This window comes from Rhizobium leguminosarum bv. viciae, from assembly GCF_012276115.1.
Taxonomy (GTDB): Bacteria; Pseudomonadota; Alphaproteobacteria; order Rhizobiales; family Rhizobiaceae; genus Rhizobium; species Rhizobium leguminosarum_T.
The window spans coordinates 338309-363848 of the sequence record NZ_WIEU01000003.1; the positions used below are offsets into that span (position 1 = coordinate 338309).

Sequence of the window (25540 nt, forward strand, 5' to 3'; positions counted from 1 at the left end):
GGACAACACATGGACAGCTGCCGCCGCAAACGCAAGGGCAGATTTCAAAATGCACCGGCGATTACGACCTTTGCGAGTCTCGCGGAACACTCGAATTCACGATTCGGAACAGCGTGAGAACGAATCAGCGACGAATCGCTGACTCTCGCTGATTCAGCTTTTGTTCACGGCTAAGTATTGATTTTGAATCACTTTTTCCCACTAGATGCTGAATCGTGAGACTCTCTCTTGTTCGCATTTTCGCTGTCGTGGGTGACGATTCCCGCGCCGATTTTGAACAGGCAAAAATCCGCCCGAAATTAACCTCTCGACCAAAGCCTGAACGAATCGGAGACGAATCGTTCACACCATCGTTTTCGCCTTTTGTTCACGGCCACATCTGGTAGCGGTCTCAGGTCTGGGCACTAGATGCATATCGGCGGAGATCCTTTCGCGCCGCCTCGTCGCATCGGCATTAATCTTTCAGGAGCCGGATTCAGACGGCGTTAAGTCAAGGCGGCCAATATCGGGTTCCGATCAAATACGGAACGAATCGCTGACGAATCGGCGACATTGCGACCTTCCCGTTTTGTTCACCGCAACATATTGTATTTATATGTCTTTTTTAACCATAACGGCAATTTCCGGAAATAACGGAACTTAGACCGTGAATCAGGCGCCGTCACATTTCCGGCGCTTAACCGGGAACAAAAATCGCCAATGTGTGTTTCTCGTTCATTCAAATTGCGGATGAAATGAAGGAAACACACCATGCTTGGCACGATACTTCTTATTATCCTCATTCTGCTCTTGATCGGAGCCTTGCCGAATTGGGGTTATAGCCGTGGCTGGGGCTATGGACCTTCCGGCGGTTTGGGGCTAGTTCTCGTGATTATCATTATCCTTGTACTAATGGGCCGCATCTAAAGCCCAACTAACCTGGGGAGTTACGACATGATGAAGAAGATTGTTCTTATTGGTGCCCTCGTCGGCGCCTTGGCATCCTGCACAGCGACCGAGCAAGGTACGGCGATTGGCGCCGGCACCGGTGCGGTCATCGGCGGTGCCGTCACCAACAGCTGGGGTGGTGCCGCCGTCGGCGCCGTTGCCGGCGGTTTGACCGGCGCTCTGATCGGCCAGTCGGTCGAACGCCGCGGCTACTGCGTCTATCGCGACCGCTACGGCCGCCGTTACGAGGCCCGCTGCCGCTACTGATCGGCAAGCATATCGGACTCCCGACGGGCGCCTTGGCGCCCGTTTTTCTTTTGGCCTGCTGCATCCGTCAACGTAACGTTGACAATCGGTTGCGAAAGTCAAATCTACCGCCGCCCAACTGCCAGACACATATTTCCTTCACGAGCGCAACGGAATGGCAAAGCCGCCCGGCGCAGCTGAAAGGAACGCCTCCAATGACCCAGATTTTGCTTAATTCTCTCGTCGCTGTTCTGGTTACATCGGCTTTCCTGACGACCGCGATATCAGCCCTTAGCGGCGAAAATCGCTCGCTGCGCAAAGTGCCGGCCAGAGCTCGGCCACAGCGACGTCCATAAACAGAGATTGGCGCGTTCAGCCGGACGCGCCAATTGCTTTGAATCTGATCTCTACTGTCGACTCCAAGACAGGAATGCCTAGGCGAAAAACTGTCCGCCATTGGCCGTCAGCGTCGAACCGGTGATGAAGCCGGCATCGTCGGAGACGAGGAAGGTGACGCAGCGCGCGATCTCTTCCGGTTCACCGAGACGGCCGACGGGGATCTGCGGAATGATGCGTTCGTTCAGCACCTTCTCCGGCACGGCAAGCACCATTTCCGTTCCGATGTAACCGGGGCAAATGGCGTTGACGGTAATGTTCTTGTTCGCCCCTTCCTGGGCCAGCGCCTTGGTGAAGCCGAGATCGCCCGCCTTGGCCGCCGAATAGTTCACCTGGCCCATCTGGCCCTTCTGCCCGTTGATCGACGAGATATTGACGATACGGCCGAAGCTGCGGTCACGCATGCCGGTCCAGACCTGATGCGTCATGTTGAACAGGCCTGTGAGGTTGGTATTGATCACCTCGTGCCACTGCTGCTGCGTCATCTTGTGGAACATCGCGTCGCGGGTGATGCCGGCATTGTTGACGAGGATTTCGACCGGGCCGATCTCGCTTTCGACCCTGGCAATTCCTTCGCCGCAGGCGAGGTAATCCGAAACATCCCATTTGAACACCGGAACGCCGGTAACGTCGTGGAAGGCTTTGGCCTTCTCGTCGTTGCCGGCATAGCTGGCGGCGACCCTGTATCCGGCATTTTTCAGTGCCATGGATATTGCCGCGCCGATGCCGCGTGTACCCCCGGTGACCAAAGCCACTCTGCTCATGTTCCGCTCCCCTTTTGTTTTTCGCCTCGCCGCGTGGCGGGATCTTCAATCAAATATGGATCGTAGGCTATTTAAAGCGCTTCAAAGCACATGGCCACACCCATGCCGCCGCCGATGCAAAGCGTGGCAAGACCCTTCTTCGCGCCGCGGCGCTTCATTTCGAACAGCAGCGTGTTGAGAATGCGCGCACCCGAGGCGCCGATCGGATGGCCGATCGCAATCGCCCCGCCATTGACGTTGACGATCGACGGATCCCATCCGAGATCTTTGGTGACGGCGCAGGCTTGCGCCGCGAAGGCCTCGTTGGCTTCGACGAGATCGAGATCGCTGACCGACCAGCCGGCCTTCTCGAGCGCCTTGCGCGAAGCCGGGATCGGTCCGGTGCCCATGATCTGCGGATCGACACCCGCCGTTGCCCAGGAAACGATGCGGGCGAGCGGCTGGATGCCGCGCCGGACGGCCTCGGCTTCGCTCATCAGCACCGCCGCAGCGGCACCGTCGTTGAGGCCGGACGCGTTCGCGGCCGTGACCGTGCCGTCCTTATCGAAGGCCGGGCGCAGCTTCCCCATCGCCTCTATCGTCGCGCCGTGACGGATATATTCGTCGGCATCGACCGTAACGTCGCCCTTACGTGTCTTGATGACGTAGGGGATGATCTCGTCGGTAAAGCGGCCGGCCTTCTGCGCCGCCTCCGCCTTGTTCTGCGAGCTGACCGCGAACTGATCCTGGTCGTCGCGCGAAAGCTGCCACTGACGCGCGATATTCTCGGCCGTAATGCCCATGTGGTAGCCATGGAAGGCGTCGGTCAAGCCGTCCTTGATCATCGTGTCGATCATCTTCATGTCGCCCATCTTGACGCCGCCGCGTAGATGCGCGGCATGCGGCGCCATCGACATGGATTCCTGGCCGCCGGCAACGATGATCTTGGCATCGCCGGTGGCGATCTGCTGCATGCCGAGCGCGACCGCGCGCAGGCCCGAGCCGCAGAGCTGGTTGACGCCCCAGGCCGTCGCTTCCTGCGGAATGCCGGCCTTCATCGCCGCCTGACGGGCCGGGTTCTGACCTTCGCCGGCGGAAAGCACCTGGCCGAGGATGACCTCATCCACCTCGCCGGCATCGACGCCGGCGCGCACGAGCGCGCCCTTGATGACGGCCGCCCCGAGCTCATGCGCGAGTACCGTCGCGAAAGCACCGTTGAAGGCGCCGACTGCTGTTCGCCCTGCGCTGGCGATGACGATGGATGGATTGCTCATGGGGACGCTCCTCGTTTTCGTCTCACTTACATAAGTGGAAACTGGCAAAGCTTGGAGCACAAGTCAAACGCGAAGACCGGCCGCCGTCATTTTTAGGCAAAGCCCGTCAAGGCCTGATTCATCTGCTCTGTTAAAGGTTTGCCGCATCGCACAAAGAGATTGTCACCAGGCTTCTTTTGCGTTTACAGTCGCAAATGGAGGAATATCCATAAATCAGACGGGGGTTCAGGAGACTGATATGGCGAAGCATGAGGGTCAGATCGTTATCAAGAAATACGCCAATCGACGCCTATACAACACGGGCACCAGCACCTACGTGACGCTGGAAGACCTGGCGGAGATGGTGAAGAAGGGCGAAGAATTTACCGTCCAGGATGCAAAAAGCGGAGATGACATCACCCATTCGGTGCTGACCCAGATCATCTTCGAACAGGAATCGAAGACCGGCAACACGTTGCTCCCGATCTCCTTCCTGCGCCAGCTCATCACCTATTACGGCGACCAGATGCAGATGGTCGTGCCGAGCTTTCTCGAACATTCGATGCGCTCCTTCACCGAACAGCAGGCTCAGATGCGCGAGCAGGTGAACCGCGCCTTCGGCGAAACGCCGCTCGGCAAGAACCTGCAGTTGCCGATGCAGATGGTCGAGGACCATGTTCGCCGCAACACCGAGCTGTTTCAGCAAGCGATGCAGATGTTCTCGCCCTTCATGACGCCGCCCGCCAAGGAAAGCCGCAAGGCCGAGGCCAAGGATATCGACGAGCTGAAGGAACAGCTCCGCGCCCTTCAGAACAAGCTCGACAACCTATAGTCCGATCGAGACATCCCGCCCGGCGCTCCGGATCGACACGGCAAAACCGCCGATGACATCGATCAGAGCGATCGTCATCAAAATGAAGAAGACCTGCGTCGCAGCATCCCGGACGAGCAGAAACTCGACCAGGAAGGCGATGAACACCAGCATCGACAGCATGTGGTTGACGAGATTGCCGGGACCGGTTCTGGTCGCTTTGAGGATTTCGAAGAACAGCACGACAAGGGCGATGACGATGAAAAGATCGCCGAGCGCCATGCTCCAGATCGCGCCCGAGATCATCGACAGTACGATGATATCATGTTGCAGTGCCGGAATGCCGCCATCGCCCATCAGGCCCAGCATCGCAAGATTGTAAAGAATAAACGGGATAATCATCAGGGGCATGGCGGCTATCATCGGCAATCTCCCAGCGCATCATGGAAGAATACTGCCGCAAACCCTTGCCCCACCGCAAGTCATTGCAAATATTATATTGTCGAAATGCAAAAGGCCGGCATGGCGCCGGCCTTGAAACTTCGATCGGACAAGCCGAATGGGGAAATTATGCGCTTTCCTTCGGCGTCAGAACCTGGCGGCCGCGATACATGCCGGTCTTCAGGTCGATATGATGCGGGCGGCGCAGTTCGCCGGAGTTCTTGTCTTCGACATAGGTCGGAGCCTTAAGGGCGTCTGCCGAACGGCGCATACCGCGCTTGGACGGGCTTGTTTTTCTCTTCGGTACAGCCATTTCTCTTACTCCACTTGCGGGCAAAACATTCCCACGGCCACACCGGCGGCCGAAACGGACATGTCGCGATTTCGGAATTTGGCGCGCTTATACATGCAAGGGGTGACCTTGACCAGTCCCCATGCGTATTTTTTGCAAAGCCGATGATTCCAGGCTCAGACTTCGTCTTCCGGCACGATCCAAGGCTCGGCGCGGGCCGCCTCTTCCCATTTCCGCCAGGCCGGATGCGCCTTCATGGTCTCCATATAGGCCAGCGTATCGTTTCGGCCGACGAGGTCATAAATGTCGAACCGGTTGACGACAGGCGCAAACATCGCATCCGCCCCGCTGAACGCGCCAAACAGAAACGGTCCGCCGGATTGCTGCAGGAGGTCGCGCCAGATCGTCTCGATGCGGCTGATATCGGCGTCGACACCATCCGGCAACGCGATCCTGCCGTTCGGCCGGCGGATATTCATCGGGCAGGCACTGCGCAGTGCCCGGAAGCTCGACAGCATTTCCATCGAAACCGAACGGGCGAGCGCCCGCTCAGTGCGATCCCTCGGCAGAAGGCCGGCGTCCGGATAAAGCTCGGCGACATATTCGATGATCGCCAGCGATTCCCAGATCTTCAAAACGCCGTGCTGCAGAAGCGGCACCCGCCCGGTCGGCGAAATCGCCTTGATCTCGGGATTGCCACCAGGATAGTCGAAGGGGATCAGCACCTCCTCGAAATCGACGCCGGCAGCCGTCAGCGCCATCCACGGCCGGAACGACCAGGAGGAGTAGTTCTTGTTGGCGATGTAGAGCGTCGGTCTATCCATAGGCCTCTCCCGTTCAGGCTTGAAAATCGAAAATCAGCAATTCGTGGAAATGGTTCATGTCCTCGAACACGCAGAATGCCGGCGGGGCAAGCTCGAGCGGTTTTCGGGCATCATCCTGTTCTAACGACAAGTTCTGATCTCAATCATAGATGCACTTGATGTAATCGCCCGCACCTTGCGCACGTCTCTCGATCACGCCGGCGAGCCGGCGAAGACCTCGTCCGGGCTTGCCGGCATTGCGGTCGATCGGGTTCGGCAGCGAGACGGCAAGCAGCGATGCCTGGCGTCGCGTCAGCTTCGAGGCCGGCACCTTGAAATGGTGCCGGGCCGCCGCCTCGATGCCGTAAATGCCGGGACCCCATTCGGCGATATTGAGATAGATTTCCATCAGCCGCCGTTTCGACAAGACGAAATCCGTGGTCACCGCGAGCGGAAGCTCCAGCGCCTTGCGCACGAAGGAGCGGCTGTTCCAGAGGAAGAGGTTTTTCGCCGTCTGCATCGGGATCGTGCTGCCGCCGCGCGTCGCCTGACCTTTCAGCGTATCCTCGACCAGCATGCGCATTTCCGCCCAGTCGACGCCGCCGTGAAAGCAATATTGCCCGTCCTCCGACATCATCACCGACTGCACCACAACAGGGGCGATGTTATCAAGCGACACCCATTGCCTGTCGTAACCACGCAGCAGCACGAGATCGCGCAGCATCAGTGTCGAGACGGGATGAATGAACGGCAGCAGATAGAAAAAGATCAGCGCATAGGGAAGGATCAGCACGATCAGCATGGTAAGAACAATGCGTTTCAACACACGCCTGTCTTCGAACCATCGCCGACGAGCCGGCATGTCGACGCTGTCCTCTCTCTCCGGCGCTATATCCAATGTCCCCAGTCCGATTTCGCTCCTGTGGTTCTCATAACGCCTGTGCGGAGCTTATGCCAGAGTGCGCAGCGAATCTTGCTGCCGCCATCGACAATTCCGTTGCAAGCCCGGGGGCGCTCATGCCAAACAGCGCCCATGGACGCGAACCCGGACACTTTCGAGACGAGGCTGAAGAACAACGCCCGCGACATCGAGGCGCTGCTCGACGCGTTGCTTTCACCGAGTGCCCTTTCCGATGAAATCGCCAGGCCCGAGACGCTGCGCGATGCCATGCATTATGCCGTGCTGAACGGCGGCAAGCGGCTGCGCCCGTTTCTGGTCGTCGAAAGTGCCGCCCTTCTCGGCGGCGACGCCGAGGCGGCACTTCGCGTCGGCGCCGCGCTCGAATGCGTCCATTGCTATTCCCTCGTGCATGACGACCTGCCGGCCATGGACGATGACGACCTGCGTCGCGGAAAACCGACGGTACACATCAAGTTCGACGAAGCGACGGCGATCCTCGCCGGCGACAGCCTGCTGACCTATGCCTTCGACATCATCGCCGCGTCGGAAACGCCCCTTGCCGATACGAGCAAGGCATCGCTGGTGCTGGCCCTTGCCCGCGCAGCCGGTCTCGGCGGCATGGCCGGCGGCCAGGCGCTTGATCTCGCGGCGGAAAAGCAGGCGCCCGACGAGGCCGGCATCATCCGCCTGCAGGCGATGAAAACAGGCGCGCTGATCCGCTTCGCCTGCGAAGCCGGCGCCGTCATCTCGGCAAGCCCGCCGGACGATCGCCGCCGCCTGCGCGCCTTCGGCGAAAAGATCGGCCTTGCTTTCCAGCTTGCCGACGACATTCTCGACCTGACCTCGGATGCGGCGACCATGGGCAAGGCAACCGGCAAGGATGCAGCTCGCGGCAAGGGAACGCTTGTGGCCCTGCGCGGTATGCAATGGGCCGAGGCCCAACTCCGTGAGCATGTCCGCGATGCCGAGGCGTTGCTGGCCCCCTACGGTGCCCGTGCCTCGACCCTCATCGCTGCGGCGCATTTCATAGCCGACCGGAAGAACTGAACCGCAGGTCAGGCTGCCAGTATCTCCTTGAGAGCCGAAACCAGACGAGCACACTCCTCGTCCGTGCCGATGCTGATCCGCAGGAAGTCCGAAATACGCGGCTTGGCAAAATGCCGGACGAGAATGCCGCGCCCCCGCAGGGCGGCTTGAAGCGCTGCCCCCGAACGGCTTTCGTGCCTTGCAAAAACGAAATTCGCCTGGGACGGCAGAACCTCGAAATCCAGCGCTTCGAGTTGCCCAACAAGGCTTTCTCGGCTGGCGATGATGTTCCCTCGGCATGTCTCGAACCACGCCTCGTCCTTGATCGCCGCCGTCGCAGCAAGCTGCGCCAGACGATCGAGCGGATAGGAATTGAAACTGTCCTTGACCCGCTCCAGCGCCTCGATCAGCGGCCGCTGCCCCAGCGCGAAGCCGATGCGCAGACCTGCAAGCGAACGGGATTTCGACAGGGTCTGGATTACCAGCAGGTTGGGATGCCTGGATATCAGCGGGATAGCGCTTTCACCGCCGAAATCGACATAAGCCTCGTCTATGACGACGACTGCATCCGGATGGGCGGCAAGAAGTGCTTCGATACCGGCAAGCGGCAGGCCGATACCGGTCGGTGCATTCGGATTGGGGATGATGATCGCGCCGCATGGTCTGTCGTAATCTTCCAGCCGGATCCGGAACCCATCATCAACAGGTATCTCGATGGTTTCGACGCCGTATAGCAGGCTATAGGTCGAATAGAAGGCATAGGTCACATCGGGATAGAGAAGCGGTCGCTCATGTTTCAGCAGCGCCTGGTACGCATGCGCAAGAACCTCGTCGGAGCCGTTGCCGACGAATACTTCTTCCGCCGTCAGGCCGAAACGGGCCGCGATAGTCTCACGCAATTCCGTAGCAGTGGGGTCGGGATAGAGCCGCAGACGATCGTCCGCCGCCTCCCGGATCGCCTCGATCGCCTTTGGAGACGGCCCATAAGGATTTTCGTTGGTATTGAGCTTGACCATGTTCGCGATACGGGGCTGCTCGCCCGCGACATAGGGCCGAAGCCTGCTGACGATTGGCGACCAGTACTGGCTCATCCGAGTTTGCGGGCGGTCATTCCGCCGCCGTCCGCTGACCGAAACGCTTCTCGATATAGTCGACGACAAGCGCCTCGAAATCGGCGGCGATATTGGGACCGCGCAGCGTCAGCGCCTTCCGGCCGTCGATGAAGACGGGGGCGGCCGGCGTCTCGCCGGTGCCCGGAAGCGAAATGCCGATATCGGCATGTTTGCTTTCGCCCGGTCCGTTGACGATGCAGCCCATGACGGCGACGTTCAGCGCCTCGACGCCGGGATATTTCTCGCGCCAGACCGGCATGTTTTTGCGGATGTCGTTCTGGATGTTCTGGGCAAGTTCCTGGAACACGGTCGACGTTGTGCGTCCACAGCCCGGACAGGCCGCAACGACGGGAATGAACTGGCGGAAGCCCATGACCTGCAGGATTTCCTGCGCCACCTGGACTTCGCGTGTGCGGTCGCCGTTCGGTTCGGGCGTCAGCGACACGCGGATCGTATCGCCGATGCCGTGCTGCAGCACGAAGCCCATCGCCGCCGACGAGGCGACGATGCCCTTGGTGCCCATGCCGGCCTCGGTCAGGCCGAGATGCAGCGCATGATTGGAGCGTTCGGCGAGCATGGAATTGACGGCGATCAGGTCCTGCACCTGGCTGACTTTGGCCGACAGGATGATGCGGTTGCGCGGCAGGCCGATCTCTTCGGCAAGGGCTGCCGACAGCAGCGCCGACTGCACGATCGCCTCGCGCGTTACCTGCCGGGCCGAAAGCGGCGACCCAGCCTCGGCGTTCCGGTCCATCAGCGCCGTCAGCAGATCTTGATCGAGCGAGCCCCAGTTGACGCCGATGCGCACCGGCTTTTCATAGCGGATCGCCATCTCGATGATCTCGGCGAACTGCTTGTCCTTCTTGTCCTTGAAGCCGACATTGCCGGGGTTGATGCGGTATTTCGCCAGCGCTTCGGCACAATCCGGATGATCGGCAAGCAGCTTATGGCCGATATAATGGAAGTCGCCGATCAAGGGCACGTCCATGCCGAGGCGCAGCAGCCGCTCGCGGATCTTCGGCACGGCGGCCGCACTCTCGTCGCGATCGACGGTGATGCGCACCAGCTCCGAACCCGCCCGGTGGAGAGCGGCGACCTGCGCGACGGTGGAATCGATATCGGCGGTATCGGTGTTCGTCATGGATTGCACGACGACCGGCGCCCCGCCGCCGACGATGACGCCGCCGACATCGACGGCAACGGAAGCGCGGCGCGGTTTCGGATCAAAATCGGCGGCTGACAACATGGAGAGTTCTTGCACCCCTAAAGCATGTCGCGCAAAAGTGTGCAGCGGTTTTGCGATAACGACATGCGAAAAATAAAAACCTAAAGCGCGAGGAGCAAATCTGAAAGATTGCGACGCGCTTTAGACACAGTGCTTTTCAGGTGGATCAAGGCCGGCTGCTTGTCAACCGCCCCTGATATCACTTTTGTTGGGAGGCGGCTCAGTGACCGCCTCCGGAGGTCTCATCGGCATAATGAGCCAGGTTGGACAGCAGCAGAACGACGAGCAGCAGCACCGGCAGCGCCATGAAAACGACGGCAAAGCCGATATGCTCGGCGACGAAGCCGATCAACGATGGCGCAACCAGCATGCCGGAATAGCCCATGGTCGTGACCACCGAGATGGCGATGCCGGGCTTGAGGCCGGGTATGTTGCCCGCCGCCGAGAAGGCGATCGGCACCATGTTGGAAATGCCGATACCGCAAAAGGCAAAGCCCAGGATGGCAATCTCGGCATTGGGCGCCAGGCCTGCAAGCAGCATGCCGACAATGGCAAACAAAGTGCAGATCCGCAGCGTCTTGACGCCCCCCAGACGGTCACGCACCAGGTCGCCGCCAAAGCGCATGATTGCCATGGTGGCCGAAAAGGCTGCGAAACCAAGACCGGAAAGCGCGACGGACGCATCCATTTCCTGCCGAAGATAGAGGGCGCCCCAGTCGAGAACAGCACCTTCCGGCACCATGCTGAACAGCGCCATCAATCCGAGCAACCATGGCAGCGGCACCATCGGCAGCTTCGTCTTTTCCTTCTTGGTGTCTGGATGCGGCGGATCCGCAAGGATCATCGGCCATGCCAGAGCAAGGAAGATCGCCGCCAGCACCGTCGACAGTTGCGCATGGCCGAGAATGCCGAGCTTGGAGATCACGATGCCGCCGAGACCGGAGCCGATCAGTCCGCCAAGGCTCCAGAAAGCGTGGCAGGACGACATGATGGCGCGGCGCATGGATTTCTCGACCGAGACCGCATTGGCATTCATCGCCACATCCATTGCGCCGATGAAGCCGCCGAACAGGAAGAGCGAAATTGCCCCGGTGATCACATTTGGCGCGAGCGTCAATGCCAGCAGCAACGGCAGCAGACAGACGGCCAGGACTTGAACGACGATACGCGAGCCGTGTTTGGCGATCTGCGCGCCGGTGATCGGCATCATGACCAGCGAGCCGACGCCGAAGACCAGGATCATCAGTCCAAGCTCGAACTTGGTCAGCGCCAGACGCTCGGCAAAATCCGGAATCTTCGGCGCCCAGCAGCCGACGACAAAACCATTCATAAGAAAGAGCAGGGAAACCGCCGCCCTGCTTCTGGTAATGAAGCCGCTCCGGACTCCCGGCGTACTCACATGACTATCCATTTTTTGGTCTTTCTCATTGCCGGGCTTTCACGCGCCCGATTTCCCTAAACTCTACGACGTCGCCTCAGTTCGTTTTCTCGGCGAGAACAGTTCTGCATCCGCGCTCGCGGTAACGGGCGAGAATGGCCGGATCGGCGTCGTGCTCGACGACCAGGCATTCGCAATGGGCAACCGGCAGGATGCTATGGGGGGCCGCGGTGCCGAATTTCTCCGAGGTTGCAGCCACCAACACTTTTCTGCTCCTGGACGCCGCAAAGCGCTTGAACTCTGCATCCTCGAAGCCGAACACCGTGATGCCGGCCTCGAGATCGACACCGCAGGCGCCGAGAATGCAGAGATCGGGCGAAATCTGTTCCATATCCCGCAAGGCCTTGGCGCCGAGCGAACCGCCCGTCTGCCGGTCGACCATCCCGCCGATCAGGATGACGTTGACGCCAGGCTTGTCGATCAGCGCTGCGGCAATCGCCGGCGCATTCGTTGCAGCCGTCAGCGCAAGTTCGGCCGGCAACGCGTTGGCAATCGCCAGATTGGTGCTGCCGGCATCGAAAAACACGGTCGACCCGGCGGCAATCTGCTTTGCTGCAGCGCGCGCCAGCGCCTGTTTCCGGTCAGCGGCAATGCCGATGCGCTGCGTCAGGCTTCCATGCGCCGGCGAGACCGGCAATGCGCCGCCATAAACCCGCTCGCAGAGCCCTGCCGCCGCCATCTCGCGCAGATCCCGCCGCACAGTATCCTCGGAGACACCGAATTCGAGCGCCAGCTCCGTCGCCAGCACGCGGCCATTCAGCCGCAGCCTCTCGGAAATCACGCCTTGGCGCTCTCGCAACAGAAAATCCTGCATGTTCCTACCGGATCGAGATCTCATAAACAAGAAACGTGCATAACCGCTTATGACCATGCAGGCAATATGCACGGTCACACGTTTTCTGACGTTTCGAAACAAAGCTCCACCGCCAGAGCAAATATGCCCTATTGACCGGTCCGAGAGGCGGGAATATCGATTGGACATTCCCGATTCCGCCGGCATATCCGCCACTTGGTGCGTTCTCCCCGTGAAAAACCCCGTCAGCCTGGGCATCCTGCTCACGACCCTCGCCTATATGGCGTTCACCTTCCATGACGCGATCATCAAAGTCCTGGCTTCAACCATTCCAGTCTGGCAGATCCTGTTTTTCCGCAGTCTGACGATCCTCGTCGGTTGTCTCGCCTATGGGCGCGGCAAGCTCGTCCGTCAGACGCTAACGTCGCCGATCATCAAGCCGATGATTGCCCGCAGTGTGCTTCTGCTCTGCGCATGGCTTTCCTATTATTCTGCCGCGAGCCGCCTGCAGCTTGCCGAAGTGACCACGCTTTACTACGCCGCACCTGTCGTCGGCACCTTGCTTGCCTGGTTCATCCTGAAGGAGAAAGTCACGCCAGCGCGTTGGCTGGCCGTCGGCGTCGGCTTCGTCGGCGTCTTCATTGCCTGCAATCCGATCGGTCTCACCATCTCCTGGCCGGTCTACCTGGCGCTGCAGGCGGCCGTGCTCTGGGCCTGCGCCATGGTGCTGCTGCGCAAGACCTCGCTGCATGAGAAGACGATTATCCAGCTCGCCGTTTCCAACGTCTTTTTTCTTGCCATGACCGGCGTTGCCGTTCTCTACACTTGGCAGACACCCGATATGACGCAGCTCGCGCTTCTCATCGCCACCGGCGTCGTTGCCGGCTGCGCGCAGTTCGCCCTTTTCGAAGGCATGCGCCAGGCGCCCGTCTCCGTCCTTGCACCATTCGAATACAGCTCTCTCATCTGGGCCTTCCTCTTGGGTTATCTGATCTGGGCCGATATCCCCACGCCCAATGTGGTCGTCGGCGCGGCGATGATCCTCGGCGCCGGATTGATCATCATCGTCAGCGAAAAGCTGCGCCGCCGCATCGCGGCCTGATGCCTGTTTCTGCAGGATTCGTGATTCAGACGGCCGCTTGAGAAAAATATTTGCAGTTGCTGCTTTTATTCGCAGTTTTCTACGCTTCCGGCGCCCTAATTTTCTGCAAATTATCCTCACCCGATGACAACCTCCCAAGGATGGATAAAACAATGAACTGGTTGAAAACCGTCGCCGCCGCTGCCCTCATTCAGGCTGCGGCCCTCCTGCCTGCCCATGCCGGCGAAAATCTCGCCGCCATCAAATCGGCCGGCGTCTTCAAGATCGGCACCGAAGGCACCTATGCGCCCTTCACCTATCATGACGAAAGCGGCAAGCTTGTCGGCTTCGATGTCGAGATCGGCGAAGCGATCGCCGCCAAGCTCGGCGTCAAGGCCGAGTTCGTCGAAGGCAAGTGGGATGGCCTGATCGCCGGCCTCGATGCCAAACGCTACGATGCCGTCATCAACCAGGTCGGCATCACCGAAACCCGCAAGCAGAAATACGATTTCTCCGAGCCCTATATCGCCTCCAAGGCCGTGTTGATCGCCCGCGACGGCGACGACAGCATCAAGTCCTTCGCCGACCTGAAGGGCAAGAAGGCCGCCCAGTCGCTGACCAGCAACTTCGGCAAGCTCGCAACCGAAGCCGGTGCCGAACTCGTCGGCACCGACGGTTTCGATCAATCGATCCAGCTGGTATTGACCAAGCGCGCCGACGCCACGATCAACGACAGCCTCTCCTTCCTCGATTTCAAGAAGCACAAGCCGGACGCGCCGGTGAAGATCGTCGCCGAACAGGAAAATGCCGATTACTCCGGCATCATCATCCGCAAGAACGAGCCGGAGCTTCTCGCCGAAATCAACAAGGCGCTTGCCGACATCAAGGCCGACGGCACCTACAAGAAGATTGCCGACAAGTATTTCGGCCAGGACGTTTCCAAGTAAACTCCACTCAGGAAAAAGTCCCCTCCCCACAAGGGGGAGGGGCTTTGGCGGCGGACCGCCTCATCTCCAAACAACCGTTTCGGCCTGCCGCTCGGTCGCTATTTCTTGCGAGGCGGCACCTGGATAAGTCCCTCCCCCTTGTGGGGAGGGGTTGGGGAGGGGTATTCACTTCAACGACCCAACCGACCAGAAAGAACGCCCTTGGCGCACTGGCTCCAACTGATGGCGGAATCGCTACCCTCGCTCCTCTGGGCGGGGCTGATCTTCACCATTCCGCTGACCCTGCTATCCTTCGTCTTCGGCCTGACGCTCGGGCTCGCCACCGCAATCGCCCGGCTCTTCGGGCCGATGCCGCTTTCGGCCGTCGCCCGCTTCTATGTCTGGGTCATTCGCGGCACGCCGCTGCTCGTGCAGCTCTTTGTCATTTTCTACGGCCTGCCGAGCCTCGGCATCCTGCTCGATGCCTTTCCAGCCGCCCTCATCGGCTTCACGCTGAATATCGGCGCCTATAGCTCCGAGATCATCCGCGCCGTCATTTCCTCGGTTCCGAAGGGCCAGTGGGAAGCCGCCTATTCGATCGGCATGAGCTGGCGCCAGGCGATGAGCCGCACCATCCTGCCGCAGGCCGCCCGCGTCGCCGTGCCACCTTTGTCGAACACCTTCATCTCGCTGGTCAAAGACACCTCGCTTGCCGCCGCCATCACCGTGCCCGAGCTGTTCCAGGCCGCACAGCGCATCGTCGCCACCACCTATGAGCCGTTGATCCTCTATATCGAGGCAGCGCTGGTCTATCTCGTCCTGAGCTCCGTCCTCTCGCAGCTGCAGGTGCGGCTGGAACGCCGCTTCGCGCGGTACGGCGGCATGCTGGAGGCAAATGCATGATCGAGCTTTCCAACATCGAAAAGCGTTTCGGCGACGCCGTCATCCTCAGGGATATCAGCATCCGCATCCCCGAAGGCAGCGTTACCGCGCTCGTCGGTCCTTCCGGCGGCGGCAAGAGCACGCTGCTGCGCTGCATCAACCTTCTCGAAATTCCGACCGCCGGCTCCATCCGCCTCGGAGAGGAAACGCTGGCCTTTGCACCGGGCAAACGAACGAGCTGGCCGGCGATCCAGAAGATCCGCCGCCAGACCGGCATGGTCTTCCAGAACTTTCAGCTCTTTCCGCATCAGACCGCGATCGAGAATGTCATGGAAGGCCTGGTGACGGTGCTGAGATGGCCGAGGCCAAAAGCTCGCGAGCGTGCGATGGAATTGCTGACCAAGGTCGGCATGACCCACAAGGCCGATGCCTGGCCTTCGACATTATCGGGCGGCCAGCAGCAGCGCGTCGCGATCGCCCGCGCGCTGGCGCCCTCGCCGCGCGTGCTTTTGTGTGACGAGCCGACATCCGCCCTCGATCCCGAGCTTTCGGCCGAAGTGGTCGATGTGCTGGGCAAACTTGCCAGCGAAGGCACGACGATGGTGATGGCGACCCACGATCTCCGGCTCGCCTCGAAGATCGCCAATGACGTGGTTTTCCTGGAAGCCGGCAGCGTGGTGGAAACGGGCAGCGCCAGAGCGATCTTCAGCGCGCCGGAGCGCGAACGCACCAAACGTTTCATCTCGACGATCAACGCCGCCCATACTTACGATATTTGAGTGCCGGGATGCGAACATCCCGGCATTGCTGGAACTCCAATCAGGAGGCCGTGACGACGGCGCGCGCCGCCTTCAGCGCATTGCCCCACCAGGTGAGCTGGTCCAGCTGGTTCTTCGCCGCTTCGTTGAGATGCGCGTAATCGCTGAGGCTCTTGCCTTCCTTGAGGACGCCGAGATATTCGCCAAGCGCAATATGCACGCCGGTTTTCACCGAAGCCGCCCCCATCTCCACGAAGATCAGCCGGAGATGCTCGACCGCACGTGCGCCGCCGACGCCGCCGTAACCGACGAAGCCGACCGGCTTGTGGATGAACTCGCCGAGGTCGATGGCGTTCTTCAGAACCGCCGTCGGACCGTGATTGTACTCGGCGACGGTGAAAATGAAGCCGTCGAATTCACGCAGCTTCTTTTTCCAGCGCTCTGCCGTCTCGCTTTCACCAGTCGTGGCACGCTGCTCACCGAAAAATTGCATGGGGTAGTCGAGCAGGTCGAGAACCTCGACCTCGATGTCCTGCCGTTCGCCGGCGATAGCGGCAATCCACTTGGCCGGATGCTCGGCAAAGCGGCCAATACGCGTGCTGCCGACGATGACGGCAATCTTCAACTTGCTCATGGATATCATTTCCTGATGGGTCTTGGGGGCGGATAGTGGGAGCGCAACTTTATGAGAAAGCCTCCGCGCCGGGCAAGGCGCGGAGGCTTCGAAAAATCAGCTTTTTGACAGGCCGATCGTACACAATCGAGTGAATGAAGCCCGCTCGCAAAGTCGGCTGATGCACGCCTTTGCGGAGGATGGCAACCCTTCAGCCTGCGTAGACGACGAGCAGGTCCTTGGCGTCGATCTGGTCGCCGGCCCGCACCAGTACTTCGGAAATCGTCCCATCCTTTTCCGCATGCAGCGCCGTTTCCATCTTCATCGCCTCGATCGAGACGAGCACGTCACCGGCATTGACGGCCTGGCCGGGCGAGACGAAGACACGGCTGATGACACCCGGCATCGGCGCGCCGACATGAACGGCATTGCCCGGTTCGGCCTTGCGGCGGACGGCGGCACCCGTCGCTCCATGGGCCCGGTCCGGCACCTTGATGCGGCGCGGCTGGCCGTTGAGCTCGAAGAAGATGGTCACCATGCCCTGGCTGTCGGTGGCGCTCATCGCCTGGTTGACGATGACGAGCGTCTTGCCGCGCTCGATATCGGCAAACAGTTCCTCGCCGTCCTTGAGACCGTAGAAATAGGCGGGCGTCGGCAGCACCGAGACCGGGCCGTAGGTATCGGAGGCGAGCGCGAAGTCGGTGAAGACTTTCGGATACATCAGGTAGGAAGCGAATTCGAAGTCGCTGATCTCGCGCTCGAGTTTCGTCTCGATGACTTTGCGCTCCGCATCGAGATCAGCCTCCTTGAGCAGCGAGCCGGGGCGCACGATATAGGGCTTGTCGCCCTTCAGCGCCTTCTTCTGCAGCGCTTCAGGCCATCCTGACGGCGGCTGGCCGAGATCGCCCTTCAGCATCGAGACCACCGATTCCGGGAAGGAGACTTCCTTGTCGGGGCTGACGACGTCGGCAACCGTCAGGTCCTGGGACACCATCATCAGCGCCATGTCACCGACGACCTTGGAAGACGGCGTCACCTTGACGATATCGCCGAACATCTGGTTGGCGTCGGCATAGGCCTGCGCCACCTGATGCCAGCGGGTCTCGAGCCCGAGCGAGCGGGCCTGTTCCTTGAGGTTGGTGAACTGACCACCAGGCATTTCGTGCAGATAGACTTCGGATGCCGGGCCCCTCAGATCGCTTTCGAAGGCGGCATATTGGTTCCGCGCCGCTTCCCAATAGAAGGAGATGCGGCGGATCCATTCCGGATCGAGGCCCGGATCCCGTTCCGTGCCGCGCAGCGCCTCGACGATCGAGCCGAGACAGGGTTGCGAGGTATTGCCGGACAGCGCATCCATGGCGGCATCGACGGCATCGACGCCGGCATCGACGGCGGCAAGAACGGTCGCGGCCGCAATACCCGATGTATCATGCGTGTGGAAATGGATCGGCAGGCTGGTCGCCTCGCGCAGCGCCTTGAACAGAACCTTCGCAGCCGCAGGTTTGAGAAGGCCCGCCATATCCTTGAGCGCGATGATATGCGCGCCCGCCTTCTCGAGCTCGACCGCAAGGTCGGCGTAGTATTTCAGATCGTATTTCGGACGGGCCGAGTTCAGGATGTCGCCGGTATAGCAGATCGCCGCCTCGCAGAGCTTGTTCTCCTCGGCAATGGCATCCATCGAGACGCGCATGTTCTCGACCCAGTTCAGGCAGTCGAAGACGCGGAAGAGATCGATGCCGCCCCTGGCCGCCTGGCGGACGAAATATTTGACGACATTATCGGGATAATTGGTGTAGCCGACGCCGTTGGCGCCGCGCAACAGCATCTGCAGCAGAAGGTTCGGCGCGCCCTCGCGGATCAGCGCCAGGCGCTCCCACGGATCCTCGGTCAGAAAGCGCATGGAGACGTCAAAAGTCGCGCCGCCCCAGCATTCGAGCGACAAAAGGTTCGGCAGCGCATGCGCATAGGTGTCGGCAATGCGGGCGATGTCATAGGTGCGCATGCGGGTGGCAAGCAGCGACTGGTGGCCGTCGCGCATCGTCGTGTCGGTCAAAAGCACACGCTTTTCGTTGCGCATCCATTCGCCGAATTTCTTCGGGCCGAGCGTGTCGAGGAGTTGCTTCGTACCATCCTTGACCGCATTGCCGTTGGCGTAGGGAACCACCGGCTCGGCAGCGTTATCAAGCGGCCTCGGCCTGTCCTTGGCCTCGGGATGGCCATTGACGGTGACGTCGGCGAGATAGGTCAGCAGCTTCGTGGCGCGATCCTGGCGCTTCACCTGCTGGAACAGCTCCGGCGTCGTGTCGATGAAGCGCGTCGTGTAACTGTTGTCCCGGAACTTGGGATGGCCGATGATCGCTTCGAGGAAGGTCAGGTTGGTTGCCACGCCGCGAATGCGGAATTCGCGCAGCGCCCGGTCCATACGGGCGATCGCTTCGGACGGATTGGGAGCCCATGCCGTGACCTTGACGAGAAGCGGATCATAAAAGCGGGTGATGATCGCACCCGAATAGGAGGTGCCGCCATCCAGGCGGATACCGAAACCGGACGCCGAGCGATAGGCGGTGATGCGGCCGTAATCCGGAATGAAATTATGCTCCGGATCTTCCGTGGTGATGCGGCACTGCAGCGCATGGCCGTTGAGACGGATATCTTCCTGGCGCGGCACGCCCGATTCCGGCGTGCCGATCGCAAAGCCGTCGAGAATGTGGATCTGCGCCTTGACGATATCGATGCCGGTGACGACTTCGGTCACCGTATGCTCGACCTGGATGCGCGGATTGACTTCGATGAAGTAGAATTTACCGGTATCGGCATCCATCAGATATTCGACGGTGCCGGCGCCGATATAATTGGTCGCGGCAGCGATCTTCAGCGAATAGGCGGCGAGTTCCTGGCGCTGCGCCTCCGAGAGATAGGGCGCCGGCGCGCGCTCGACGACCTTCTGGTTGCGGCGCTGGATCGAGCAGTCACGCTCGAAGAGATGCACGACATTGCCGTGCGTATCGCCGAGAACCTGGCTTTCGACATGACGGGCGCGCTCGACGAGCTTTTCCAGATAGACCTCGTCCTTGCCGAAGGCCGCCATCGCCTCGCGCTTGGCTTCCGTCACCTCGCGGGCGAGATCCTTTGGATCGCGGATCGCGCGCATGCCGCGCCCGCCGCCGCCCCAGGAGGCCTTCAGCATGACGGGATAGCCGATCCCCTCCGCCATCTTCGCCACTTCGGCCATGTCCTCCGGCAACGGCCCGGTGGCCGGCACCACGGGAACGCCGACCGAGATCGCCAGATTGCGCGCCGCGACCTTGTTGCCGAGCTGGCGCATCGTATCGGCCTCCGGGCCGATGAAGATGATACCGGCCTTGTTGCAGGCATCGACGAATTCGGGGCTTTCCGACAGCAGGCCATAGCCGGGATGGATGGCATCGGCGCCGGAGAGTTTAGCAACGCGGATCACCTCCTCGATCGACAGATAGCTCTCGATCGGGCCCATGTCCTTGGATAGATGCGGACCGCGGCCGACCTGGTAGCTCTCGTCCGCCTTGAAGCGGTGCAGCGCCAGCTTGTCCTCCTCCGCCCAGATCGCCACGGTTTTTATTCCAAGCTCGTTGGCCGCGCGGAACACGCGAATGGCAATTTCGGAGCGATTGGCAACGAGAATCTTGGAAATGGGCAAAACGGTCTCCTCAGACGTTCAGACGCGGGAATGCTGCACCCGCGAAGAAAATTCTTAACTTCTTGTCACAGAAAGTTCAATTTATCTTGCGACTGCGAAATGCAATTTTTCGACATGCTGAAGCAATTCCAGGAAAAGTGCGAAAGCGGTTTCCGTCCGGACTTGCGTAAAAAATAAAAACAGAGCGGTTTCGCTTCGATGAGAAGCGGAATTGCTCTAACTTATCAGGCCATGACGGAAGGCAAGTGCTACCGCCTGCTGCCTGTTTTTCGCCTTCAGCTTGTCTTGCAAGCCGTTCATATACCAGTCGACGGTGTGGTTTGAGATCTTCAGCATCTTGCTGATCTCCATCGAAGTCATGCCTTCGGCGAGATAATGCAGGATTTCCATCTCGCGCCGCGTCAGCGGCGTGTCGGCCGGCAGCACGGTTTCCAGTGCCTGCGCCTCGCCTTTTAGATCGAGCAACCGCCAGAAGGCCTTGCGCGCCACCGCCTCCAGCAATGCGATTTCCACCGGCGACAGTTCGATCGGCTTGCCGGCGAGACTAAGGCTGGCGAGAATGCCGTTGCGACCGTGGATCGGAAAGGTGTAGCCATCCTCCAGTCCATGCCCGAAAGCATCGACCATCATCTGCTCCATGCGGCGCTGATGTGCGTCCTTGTGGAAGGCCGCCATCGCCTCCCGCCAGCGGAAGGGCCGCTGCGCATGAGCGAGATAGCGCACCATCGGATCGATCAGCGCATATTTTTTTGCGGCATATAACTGCGGCCATTGCTCCGGCCAGCGGCCGGCAAGCGCCGCAGGCCAGGGCTCCGGATTCTGCTGCACCGGGCTCTGCGGCACATGGCGCAGCAGCCCGTAATATTCGAAGCCGCAACCCCGGAGGATCTGCTGCATTTCGGTGATGACGGCTTCAGGATTTGAGCATTCTTCCAGAATTACAAGCAATTGAATTAACGAATTAATTTTCACAAAAATGCCCCTTGCCCGGACCTGATGCCCGCATGAGGCCGTCGGCGGCTGGTCAAGCTGGTCGCGAAACGGTCTTCAATAAATGCAGTCTGTAATTTAATGCTGTGCTAAACATTTCATAAAATGCAAGCGCAAATTGTCGCGAGATATAGCCGAACGGCAATTTCAGCGCCACGGCCATCTCGTCGCATCCTGCAATAATACGATCGTATCAATCATCACATCGGTCGAACCCTGGATACTCCGTTAATCGCCCGTTCAGGTAGCCTTTTGTAGCATCGCATCATCCCGTTTTCGCAGATGCACAAGAGGTTCGACGTGACGCTATTCAAGGTCTATGCAAGAGCTCTGCGCTATCTTGGCGCCTACAAGCTGCGCGTATCCCTGGTCGTTGTCGCAAACATTGTTCTTGCGACGATCACTATCGCGGAGCCGATCCTGTTCGGTCGTATCATCGATGCGATTTCGGGCAAGGGTGAGGTCAAGCCCATCCTCTTCATGTGGGCGACTTTCGCCGTCTTCAACACCATTGCCTTCGTCCTGGTGGCCCGCGAGGCCGACCGGCTGGCCCATGGCCGGCGGGCGACGCTGTTGACGGAAGCCTTCGGCCGCATCATTTCCATGCCGCTTGGCTGGCACCATCAGCGTGGCACCTCCAACGCGCTGCACACATTACTGCGCGCCTGCGAGACGCTGTTCGGCCTCTGGCTGGAATTCATGCGCAACCACCTGTCGACGGTCATCGCGCTTGCCCTTCTGATACCGACCGCAATGTCGATGGACCTGCGCCTTTCGGCCGTGCTCATGGTGCTCGCCATCGCCTACTGGCTGATCGGCCGCGTCGTCATGAGCCGCACCAAGGACGGCCAGGCTTCGGTCGAGAACCATTATCATACCGTCTTCTCGCATGTCAGCGACTCGATCAGCAACGTTTCGGTCCTGCACAGCTATAACCGCATCGAGGCAGAAACCAGGGCGCTGAAATCCTTTGCCGACCGTCTGCTCGAAGCCCAGTATCCGGTGCTCGACTGGTGGGCGATCGCCAGCGCACTGAACCGCATGGCGTCGACCATCGCGATGATGGTGGTCCTGATCATCGGCACCATGCTCGTCCAGGCCGGCCAGCTGCGCGTCGGTGACGTCATCGCCTTCATCGGCTTTGCCAACCTGTTGATCGGCCGTCTCGACCTGATGCGCCAGTTCGCTACGCAGATTTTCGAGGCCCGTTCCAAGCTCGAGGAATTCTATACGCTTGAAGACTCGGTGCGTGAACGTGAAGAGCCTGCCGGCAACGGCGAGATCAAGGACGTCAAGGGTGCGATCGAATTCCGCGACGTCTCCTTCGGCTTCGGCAACAGCTCACAGGGCCTGCACAATGTCTCCTTCTCGGTGAAGGCAGGCCAGACGGTCGCGATCGTCGGCCCGACCGGCGCTGGCAAGACGACGCTCGTCAACCTGCTGCAGCGTGTCTACGATGCCCAGGGCGGCAAGATCCTCGTCGATGGCACCGATATCACCAAGGTGACCCGCAAGTCGCTGCGTCGCCACATCGCCACCGTCTTCCAGGATGCGGGCCTACTGAACCGTTCGATCAGCGACAATATCCGCCTTGGCCGCGAGGGCGCCAGCGAAGAGGAAATGCGCCGTGCGGCCGAAGCCGCCGCCGCTGCCGATTTCATCGAGACGCGTGAGGATCGCTACGAAACGCATGTCGGTGAACGCGGCAACAAGCTCTCCGGCGGCGAGCGCCAGCGCATCGCGATCGCCCGCGCCATCCTCAAGGACGCGCCGATCCTGGTGCTCGACGAGGCGACCTCGGCGCTCGACGTCGAAACCGAAGCCCGCGTCAAGGCCGCGATCGACAATCTGCGTGAGAATCGCACCACCTTCATCATCGCCCACCGCCTGTCGACGGTCCGCGAAGCCGATATGGTGCTCTTCCTGGATGACGGCCGCGTCGTCGAACAGGGTAGCTTCGACGAACTCAGCCACAGCAACGGCCGCTTCGCCGCCCTGCTGCGCGCCAGCGGCATCCTGACGGACGAAGAGGTCCGCAAGTCCCACACCACCGAAGCCGCCTGATCGGTTCGGGTTTCAAGATAAAGGCCGGAAGGTTAACTCCTTCCGGCCTTTTTGTTTGCCAGGAGTATAGCGGCGGCGTGCCGTGGTCGCCCCCCTCTGCCCTGCCGGGCATCTCCCCCACAGGTGGGGAGATTGGCTGGGCGCGACGGCTTCACCAACAAGTACCCGTCACATGAATCCAAACTGAAGGCGATTTGGCACGGCAACCAGAACGGTTGCTGCCTTACGGGGAGCAAGCTCCTTGCCAATCTCCCTCCTTGTGGGGGAGATGCCCGGCAGGGCAGAGGGGGGTATCACATGCAGCAACGTCTCCGCTTCCCAAGGCGGATTGATCACCCCGCCGATCTTCCCTAACCTTCGCCAGTCAACGGAGCATAGGGAGAAAACCCATGAAGGTCCTGCGCATCGTCGCCAATATCCAGGCATCGGATATCACCCTGGCCCGGCGCTTCTATCAGGATATCCTCGGTCTTGACGTCATCATGGATCACGGCTGGATCACGACATTCGGCGCCCCGCGCTCGATGAACGTTCAGCTGAGCATTGCCAGCGAAGGCGGCTCCGGAACGCCGGTGCCCGACCTCTCGATCGAAGTCGATGACCTCGATGCTGCTTTCGCGGCGATGTCGGCCTCAGGCTTCCCGATTGAGTACGGCCCGGCCGACGAGCCTTGGGGCGTCAGGCGCTTTTATGTGCGCGATCCCTACAGCGCCGCGCGTCTTTTCAGACGCGCAAAGGACGCTGTAGCACTTTGAATTGCTGCATAATTTTATCCTTAAATCGATTCCGATTTAAGGAATTATGCAGTGGCAAGTTGGTAAACATCCTCGTCCATAAAAATTGAGCCGGCGGCCATCGGCCACCGGCTCCTTCATGTCGGGAAAGTCCGAGCGCTATTTTCGATCGTTCTGGCGATAGGCATTCGCCGTCCCGCCAATGCGGACGGGAACGGGGATAGAGGCGGTATCGGCCACAAGTTTCCCCTTGACCTTGCCCTGCTGGCGTTTGCGCTCGAGATAATAGGCATAGGCAAATTGTATCGCGATCCCTGCAATCACGACGAGCGGACCGGCCAGCTGATCCTTGTTGGTGATGTAGAGCACCACCTGGCCGATCATGGCGAGGATCGTGCCGGCGACGAAGATGTTCAGCGAATGACGGCCGAGGATCGTCAACGGATGGTCCGCAGGACGGCGCAGGATGCGTGACAGCGCCGGGATGCTGATGACGAGATAGGTCAGCGCCAGCACATGCAGCAGCCGCGGCAGCGACAGGAAGGTCTTGTCGAAACCGGTGATAACAGTCGGCAGGCCGAGGGCCGCCAGCGAATTGCCCCAGATCCAGAGATGGCCGGTCACCCAGATGAAGGACAACATGACGTAACCGGCAGCGGCCGCAAGCAGCAGCGGATGGCGCGGGATCGTGCCGCCGCGCTTGATATGCAGCATCGAGACAATGCCGATCGAAAACAGGAACTGCCAGGAGAGCGGATTGAGGAACCAGTAGTCTTCAATCAGCATGTTGTGCGGCGCCACCTGGTAGATGCCCGCAAGCAGCCAGACCGCAGCCGACACGCCGAGCGCCAGCCAAGGGCTGCGCGCATTCAACAGCAGGATGATCGGCACCATCAGCATCAGTGCGCCGTACATCGGCAGGATATTGTTGTAGCCGATCTGGTGGCCGAGCAGGAGCAGCGCCGGAATGCCTTCCTTCAGGTTCATCAGAACCGCCAGGATATTGATTTCGACCAGCAACCCCGGCCGATGGAACAGCCAGGCACCGCAGATGAAGAGCGCCAGCGTCATGAAGGTGGTGATCATATGGGCGAGATAGAGCGTGAAGGCGCGTTTTACCGCCTTGATCGCTACCGTCAGCCGGTTGCCCGGCTGAAAGCGGGACCCGTAGGCAAGGCCGACGGCAATGCCCGAGATCAGCACGAAGGCTTCGGCGGCATCGGAGAAACCAAAATTCTTCGTCGTGACATATTCGAAGATCTGTCCGGGAACATGATTGATAAAGATCATGATCAGCGCCACGCCGCGCAAGACGTCGAGCCTGGTGTCACGCACCGGCGCAGCTGCGGATAGGGAATTGCGCCCGGCGACGATGGCTTCGGTCGGCGTGCTTGCCATGGGTTTCTCCT

General features: G+C 60.3%; 24 protein-coding genes and 1 pseudogene. 10 read left to right on the forward strand and 15 right to left on the reverse strand.

The genetic code is table 11. The features are described 5' to 3' along the window. Positions 1-750: 750 nt before the first annotated feature. On the forward strand, positions 751-906 hold the full coding sequence (locus GFM02_RS07500; RefSeq protein WP_017962528.1) for a DUF3309 family protein: 156 nt from the start codon (positions 751-753) through the stop codon (positions 904-906). Positions 907-933: 27 nt separating this feature from the next. Further along, on the forward strand, positions 934-1194 hold the full coding sequence (locus tag GFM02_RS07505; RefSeq protein WP_003543792.1) for a YMGG-like glycine zipper-containing protein: 261 nt from the start codon (positions 934-936) through the stop codon (positions 1192-1194). 413 nt (positions 1195-1607) lie between these two features. Here the strand turns inward: GFM02_RS07505 and GFM02_RS07510 are convergent, their stop codons facing one another. Beyond that, positions 1608-2333: a beta-ketoacyl-ACP reductase gene (locus tag GFM02_RS07510; protein WP_017962530.1), complete on the reverse strand. Its 726-nt coding sequence runs from the start codon at positions 2331-2333 to the stop codon at positions 1608-1610. Between the two features lie 71 nt (positions 2334-2404). Continuing rightward, the gene (locus GFM02_RS07515) at positions 2405-3586 is read right to left on the reverse strand and encodes an acetyl-CoA C-acetyltransferase (RefSeq protein WP_168321283.1); all 1182 of its coding nucleotides are present in this window, start codon (positions 3584-3586) and stop codon (positions 2405-2407) included. A 238-nt stretch (positions 3587-3824) separates the two neighbouring features. Here GFM02_RS07515 and phaR point away from each other — a divergent pair, with 238 nt between their 5' ends. Then, complete coding sequence (phaR, locus tag GFM02_RS07520; protein ID WP_017962532.1) at positions 3825-4397, forward strand: polyhydroxyalkanoate synthesis repressor PhaR; 573 nt, start codon at positions 3825-3827, stop codon at positions 4395-4397. On the opposite strand, the gene GFM02_RS07525 is transcribed toward phaR, so the two are convergent. From GFM02_RS07525 to mtgA, 5 genes and pseudogenes are all read right to left on the reverse strand, one after another. Then, complete coding sequence (locus GFM02_RS07525; RefSeq protein WP_003543801.1) at positions 4392-4799, reverse strand: hypothetical protein; 408 nt, start codon at positions 4797-4799, stop codon at positions 4392-4394. The two genes, phaR and GFM02_RS07525, sit on opposite strands and share 6 nt — an antisense overlap. A 145-nt stretch (positions 4800-4944) precedes the next feature. After that, positions 4945-5130, reverse strand: coding sequence for a 50S ribosomal protein L32 (gene rpmF, locus GFM02_RS07530; protein WP_003543812.1), 186 nt, complete (start codon positions 5128-5130; stop codon positions 4945-4947). 155 nt (positions 5131-5285) lie between these two features. Next, positions 5286-5933 (reverse strand): glutathione S-transferase family protein, encoded by a 648-nt coding sequence (locus GFM02_RS07535; RefSeq protein ID WP_020052124.1) that lies wholly within the window; start codon positions 5931-5933, stop codon positions 5286-5288. 13 nt (positions 5934-5946) lie between these two features. Then, positions 5947-6027: pseudogene (locus tag GFM02_RS07540) on the reverse strand (DUF1868 domain-containing protein); the annotation flags it as partial. A gap of 45 nt (positions 6028-6072) precedes the next feature. After that, the gene (mtgA, locus tag GFM02_RS07545; protein ID WP_020052126.1) at positions 6073-6810 is read right to left on the reverse strand and encodes a monofunctional biosynthetic peptidoglycan transglycosylase; all 738 of its coding nucleotides are present in this window, start codon (positions 6808-6810) and stop codon (positions 6073-6075) included. A gap of 135 nt (positions 6811-6945) precedes the next feature. Between mtgA and GFM02_RS07550 the strand changes: the two genes are divergently transcribed. After that, positions 6946-7860 (forward strand): polyprenyl synthetase family protein, encoded by a 915-nt coding sequence (locus GFM02_RS07550; protein WP_168321284.1) that lies wholly within the window; start codon positions 6946-6948, stop codon positions 7858-7860. Positions 7861-7868: 8 nt separating this feature from the next. On the opposite strand, the gene hisC is transcribed toward GFM02_RS07550, so the two are convergent. From hisC to GFM02_RS07570, 4 genes are all read right to left on the reverse strand, one after another. Further along, entirely contained in the window at positions 7869-8930 is a 1062-nt protein-coding gene (gene hisC, locus GFM02_RS07555; RefSeq protein ID WP_168321285.1) for a histidinol-phosphate transaminase, read from the reverse strand. A gap of 16 nt (positions 8931-8946) precedes the next feature. Further along, entirely contained in the window at positions 8947-10197 is a 1251-nt protein-coding gene (ispG, locus tag GFM02_RS07560) for a flavodoxin-dependent (E)-4-hydroxy-3-methylbut-2-enyl-diphosphate synthase (RefSeq protein WP_168321286.1), read from the reverse strand. Positions 10198-10396: 199 nt separating this feature from the next. Next, positions 10397-11587, reverse strand: a complete 1191-nt coding sequence (locus GFM02_RS07565) for an MFS transporter (RefSeq protein WP_168321287.1) — start codon at positions 11585-11587, stop codon at positions 10397-10399. Between the two features lie 64 nt (positions 11588-11651). Further along, positions 11652-12428: a DeoR/GlpR family DNA-binding transcription regulator gene (locus GFM02_RS07570; RefSeq protein WP_168321288.1), complete on the reverse strand. Its 777-nt coding sequence runs from the start codon at positions 12426-12428 to the stop codon at positions 11652-11654. A gap of 211 nt (positions 12429-12639) precedes the next feature. Between GFM02_RS07570 and GFM02_RS07575 the strand changes: the two genes are divergently transcribed. From GFM02_RS07575 to GFM02_RS07590, 4 genes are all read left to right on the forward strand, one after another. Next, positions 12640-13509, forward strand: a complete 870-nt coding sequence (locus tag GFM02_RS07575) for an EamA family transporter (RefSeq protein WP_168321386.1) — start codon at positions 12640-12642, stop codon at positions 13507-13509. Between the two features lie 152 nt (positions 13510-13661). Then, positions 13662-14435: an amino acid ABC transporter substrate-binding protein gene (locus tag GFM02_RS07580; RefSeq protein ID WP_168321289.1), complete on the forward strand. Its 774-nt coding sequence runs from the start codon at positions 13662-13664 to the stop codon at positions 14433-14435. Between the two features lie 201 nt (positions 14436-14636). Further along, entirely contained in the window at positions 14637-15317 is a 681-nt protein-coding gene (locus GFM02_RS07585; RefSeq protein WP_168321290.1) for an amino acid ABC transporter permease, read from the forward strand. Continuing rightward, entirely contained in the window at positions 15314-16075 is a 762-nt protein-coding gene (locus GFM02_RS07590) for an amino acid ABC transporter ATP-binding protein (RefSeq protein WP_168268697.1), read from the forward strand. Before GFM02_RS07585 ends, GFM02_RS07590 begins: the two co-directional genes overlap by 4 nt. Before the next feature lie 40 nt (positions 16076-16115). Here GFM02_RS07590 and GFM02_RS07595 read toward each other — a convergent pair whose 3' ends face one another. From GFM02_RS07595 to GFM02_RS07605, 3 genes are all read right to left on the reverse strand, one after another. Next, positions 16116-16688, reverse strand: a complete 573-nt coding sequence (locus tag GFM02_RS07595; RefSeq protein ID WP_026265510.1) for an NADPH-dependent FMN reductase — start codon at positions 16686-16688, stop codon at positions 16116-16118. Positions 16689-16878: 190 nt separating this feature from the next. After that, on the reverse strand, positions 16879-20343 hold the full coding sequence (pyc, locus tag GFM02_RS07600) for a pyruvate carboxylase (protein WP_168268699.1): 3465 nt from the start codon (positions 20341-20343) through the stop codon (positions 16879-16881). 216 nt (positions 20344-20559) lie between these two features. Continuing rightward, positions 20560-21315 (reverse strand): autoinducer binding domain-containing protein, encoded by a 756-nt coding sequence (locus GFM02_RS07605; protein WP_168321291.1) that lies wholly within the window; start codon positions 21313-21315, stop codon positions 20560-20562. Positions 21316-21633: 318 nt separating this feature from the next. Between GFM02_RS07605 and GFM02_RS07610 the strand changes: the two genes are divergently transcribed. Continuing rightward, positions 21634-23397, forward strand: a complete 1764-nt coding sequence (locus tag GFM02_RS07610) for a glucan ABC transporter ATP-binding protein/ permease (protein ID WP_168321292.1) — start codon at positions 21634-21636, stop codon at positions 23395-23397. A 389-nt stretch (positions 23398-23786) separates the two neighbouring features. Beyond that, positions 23787-24152, forward strand: a complete 366-nt coding sequence (locus GFM02_RS07615; RefSeq protein ID WP_168321293.1) for a VOC family protein — start codon at positions 23787-23789, stop codon at positions 24150-24152. A 138-nt stretch (positions 24153-24290) separates the two neighbouring features. Here GFM02_RS07615 and GFM02_RS07620 read toward each other — a convergent pair whose 3' ends face one another. Then, complete coding sequence (locus tag GFM02_RS07620; RefSeq protein WP_168321294.1) at positions 24291-25529, reverse strand: OpgC family protein; 1239 nt, start codon at positions 25527-25529, stop codon at positions 24291-24293. Positions 25530-25540: the final 11 nt, after the last annotated feature.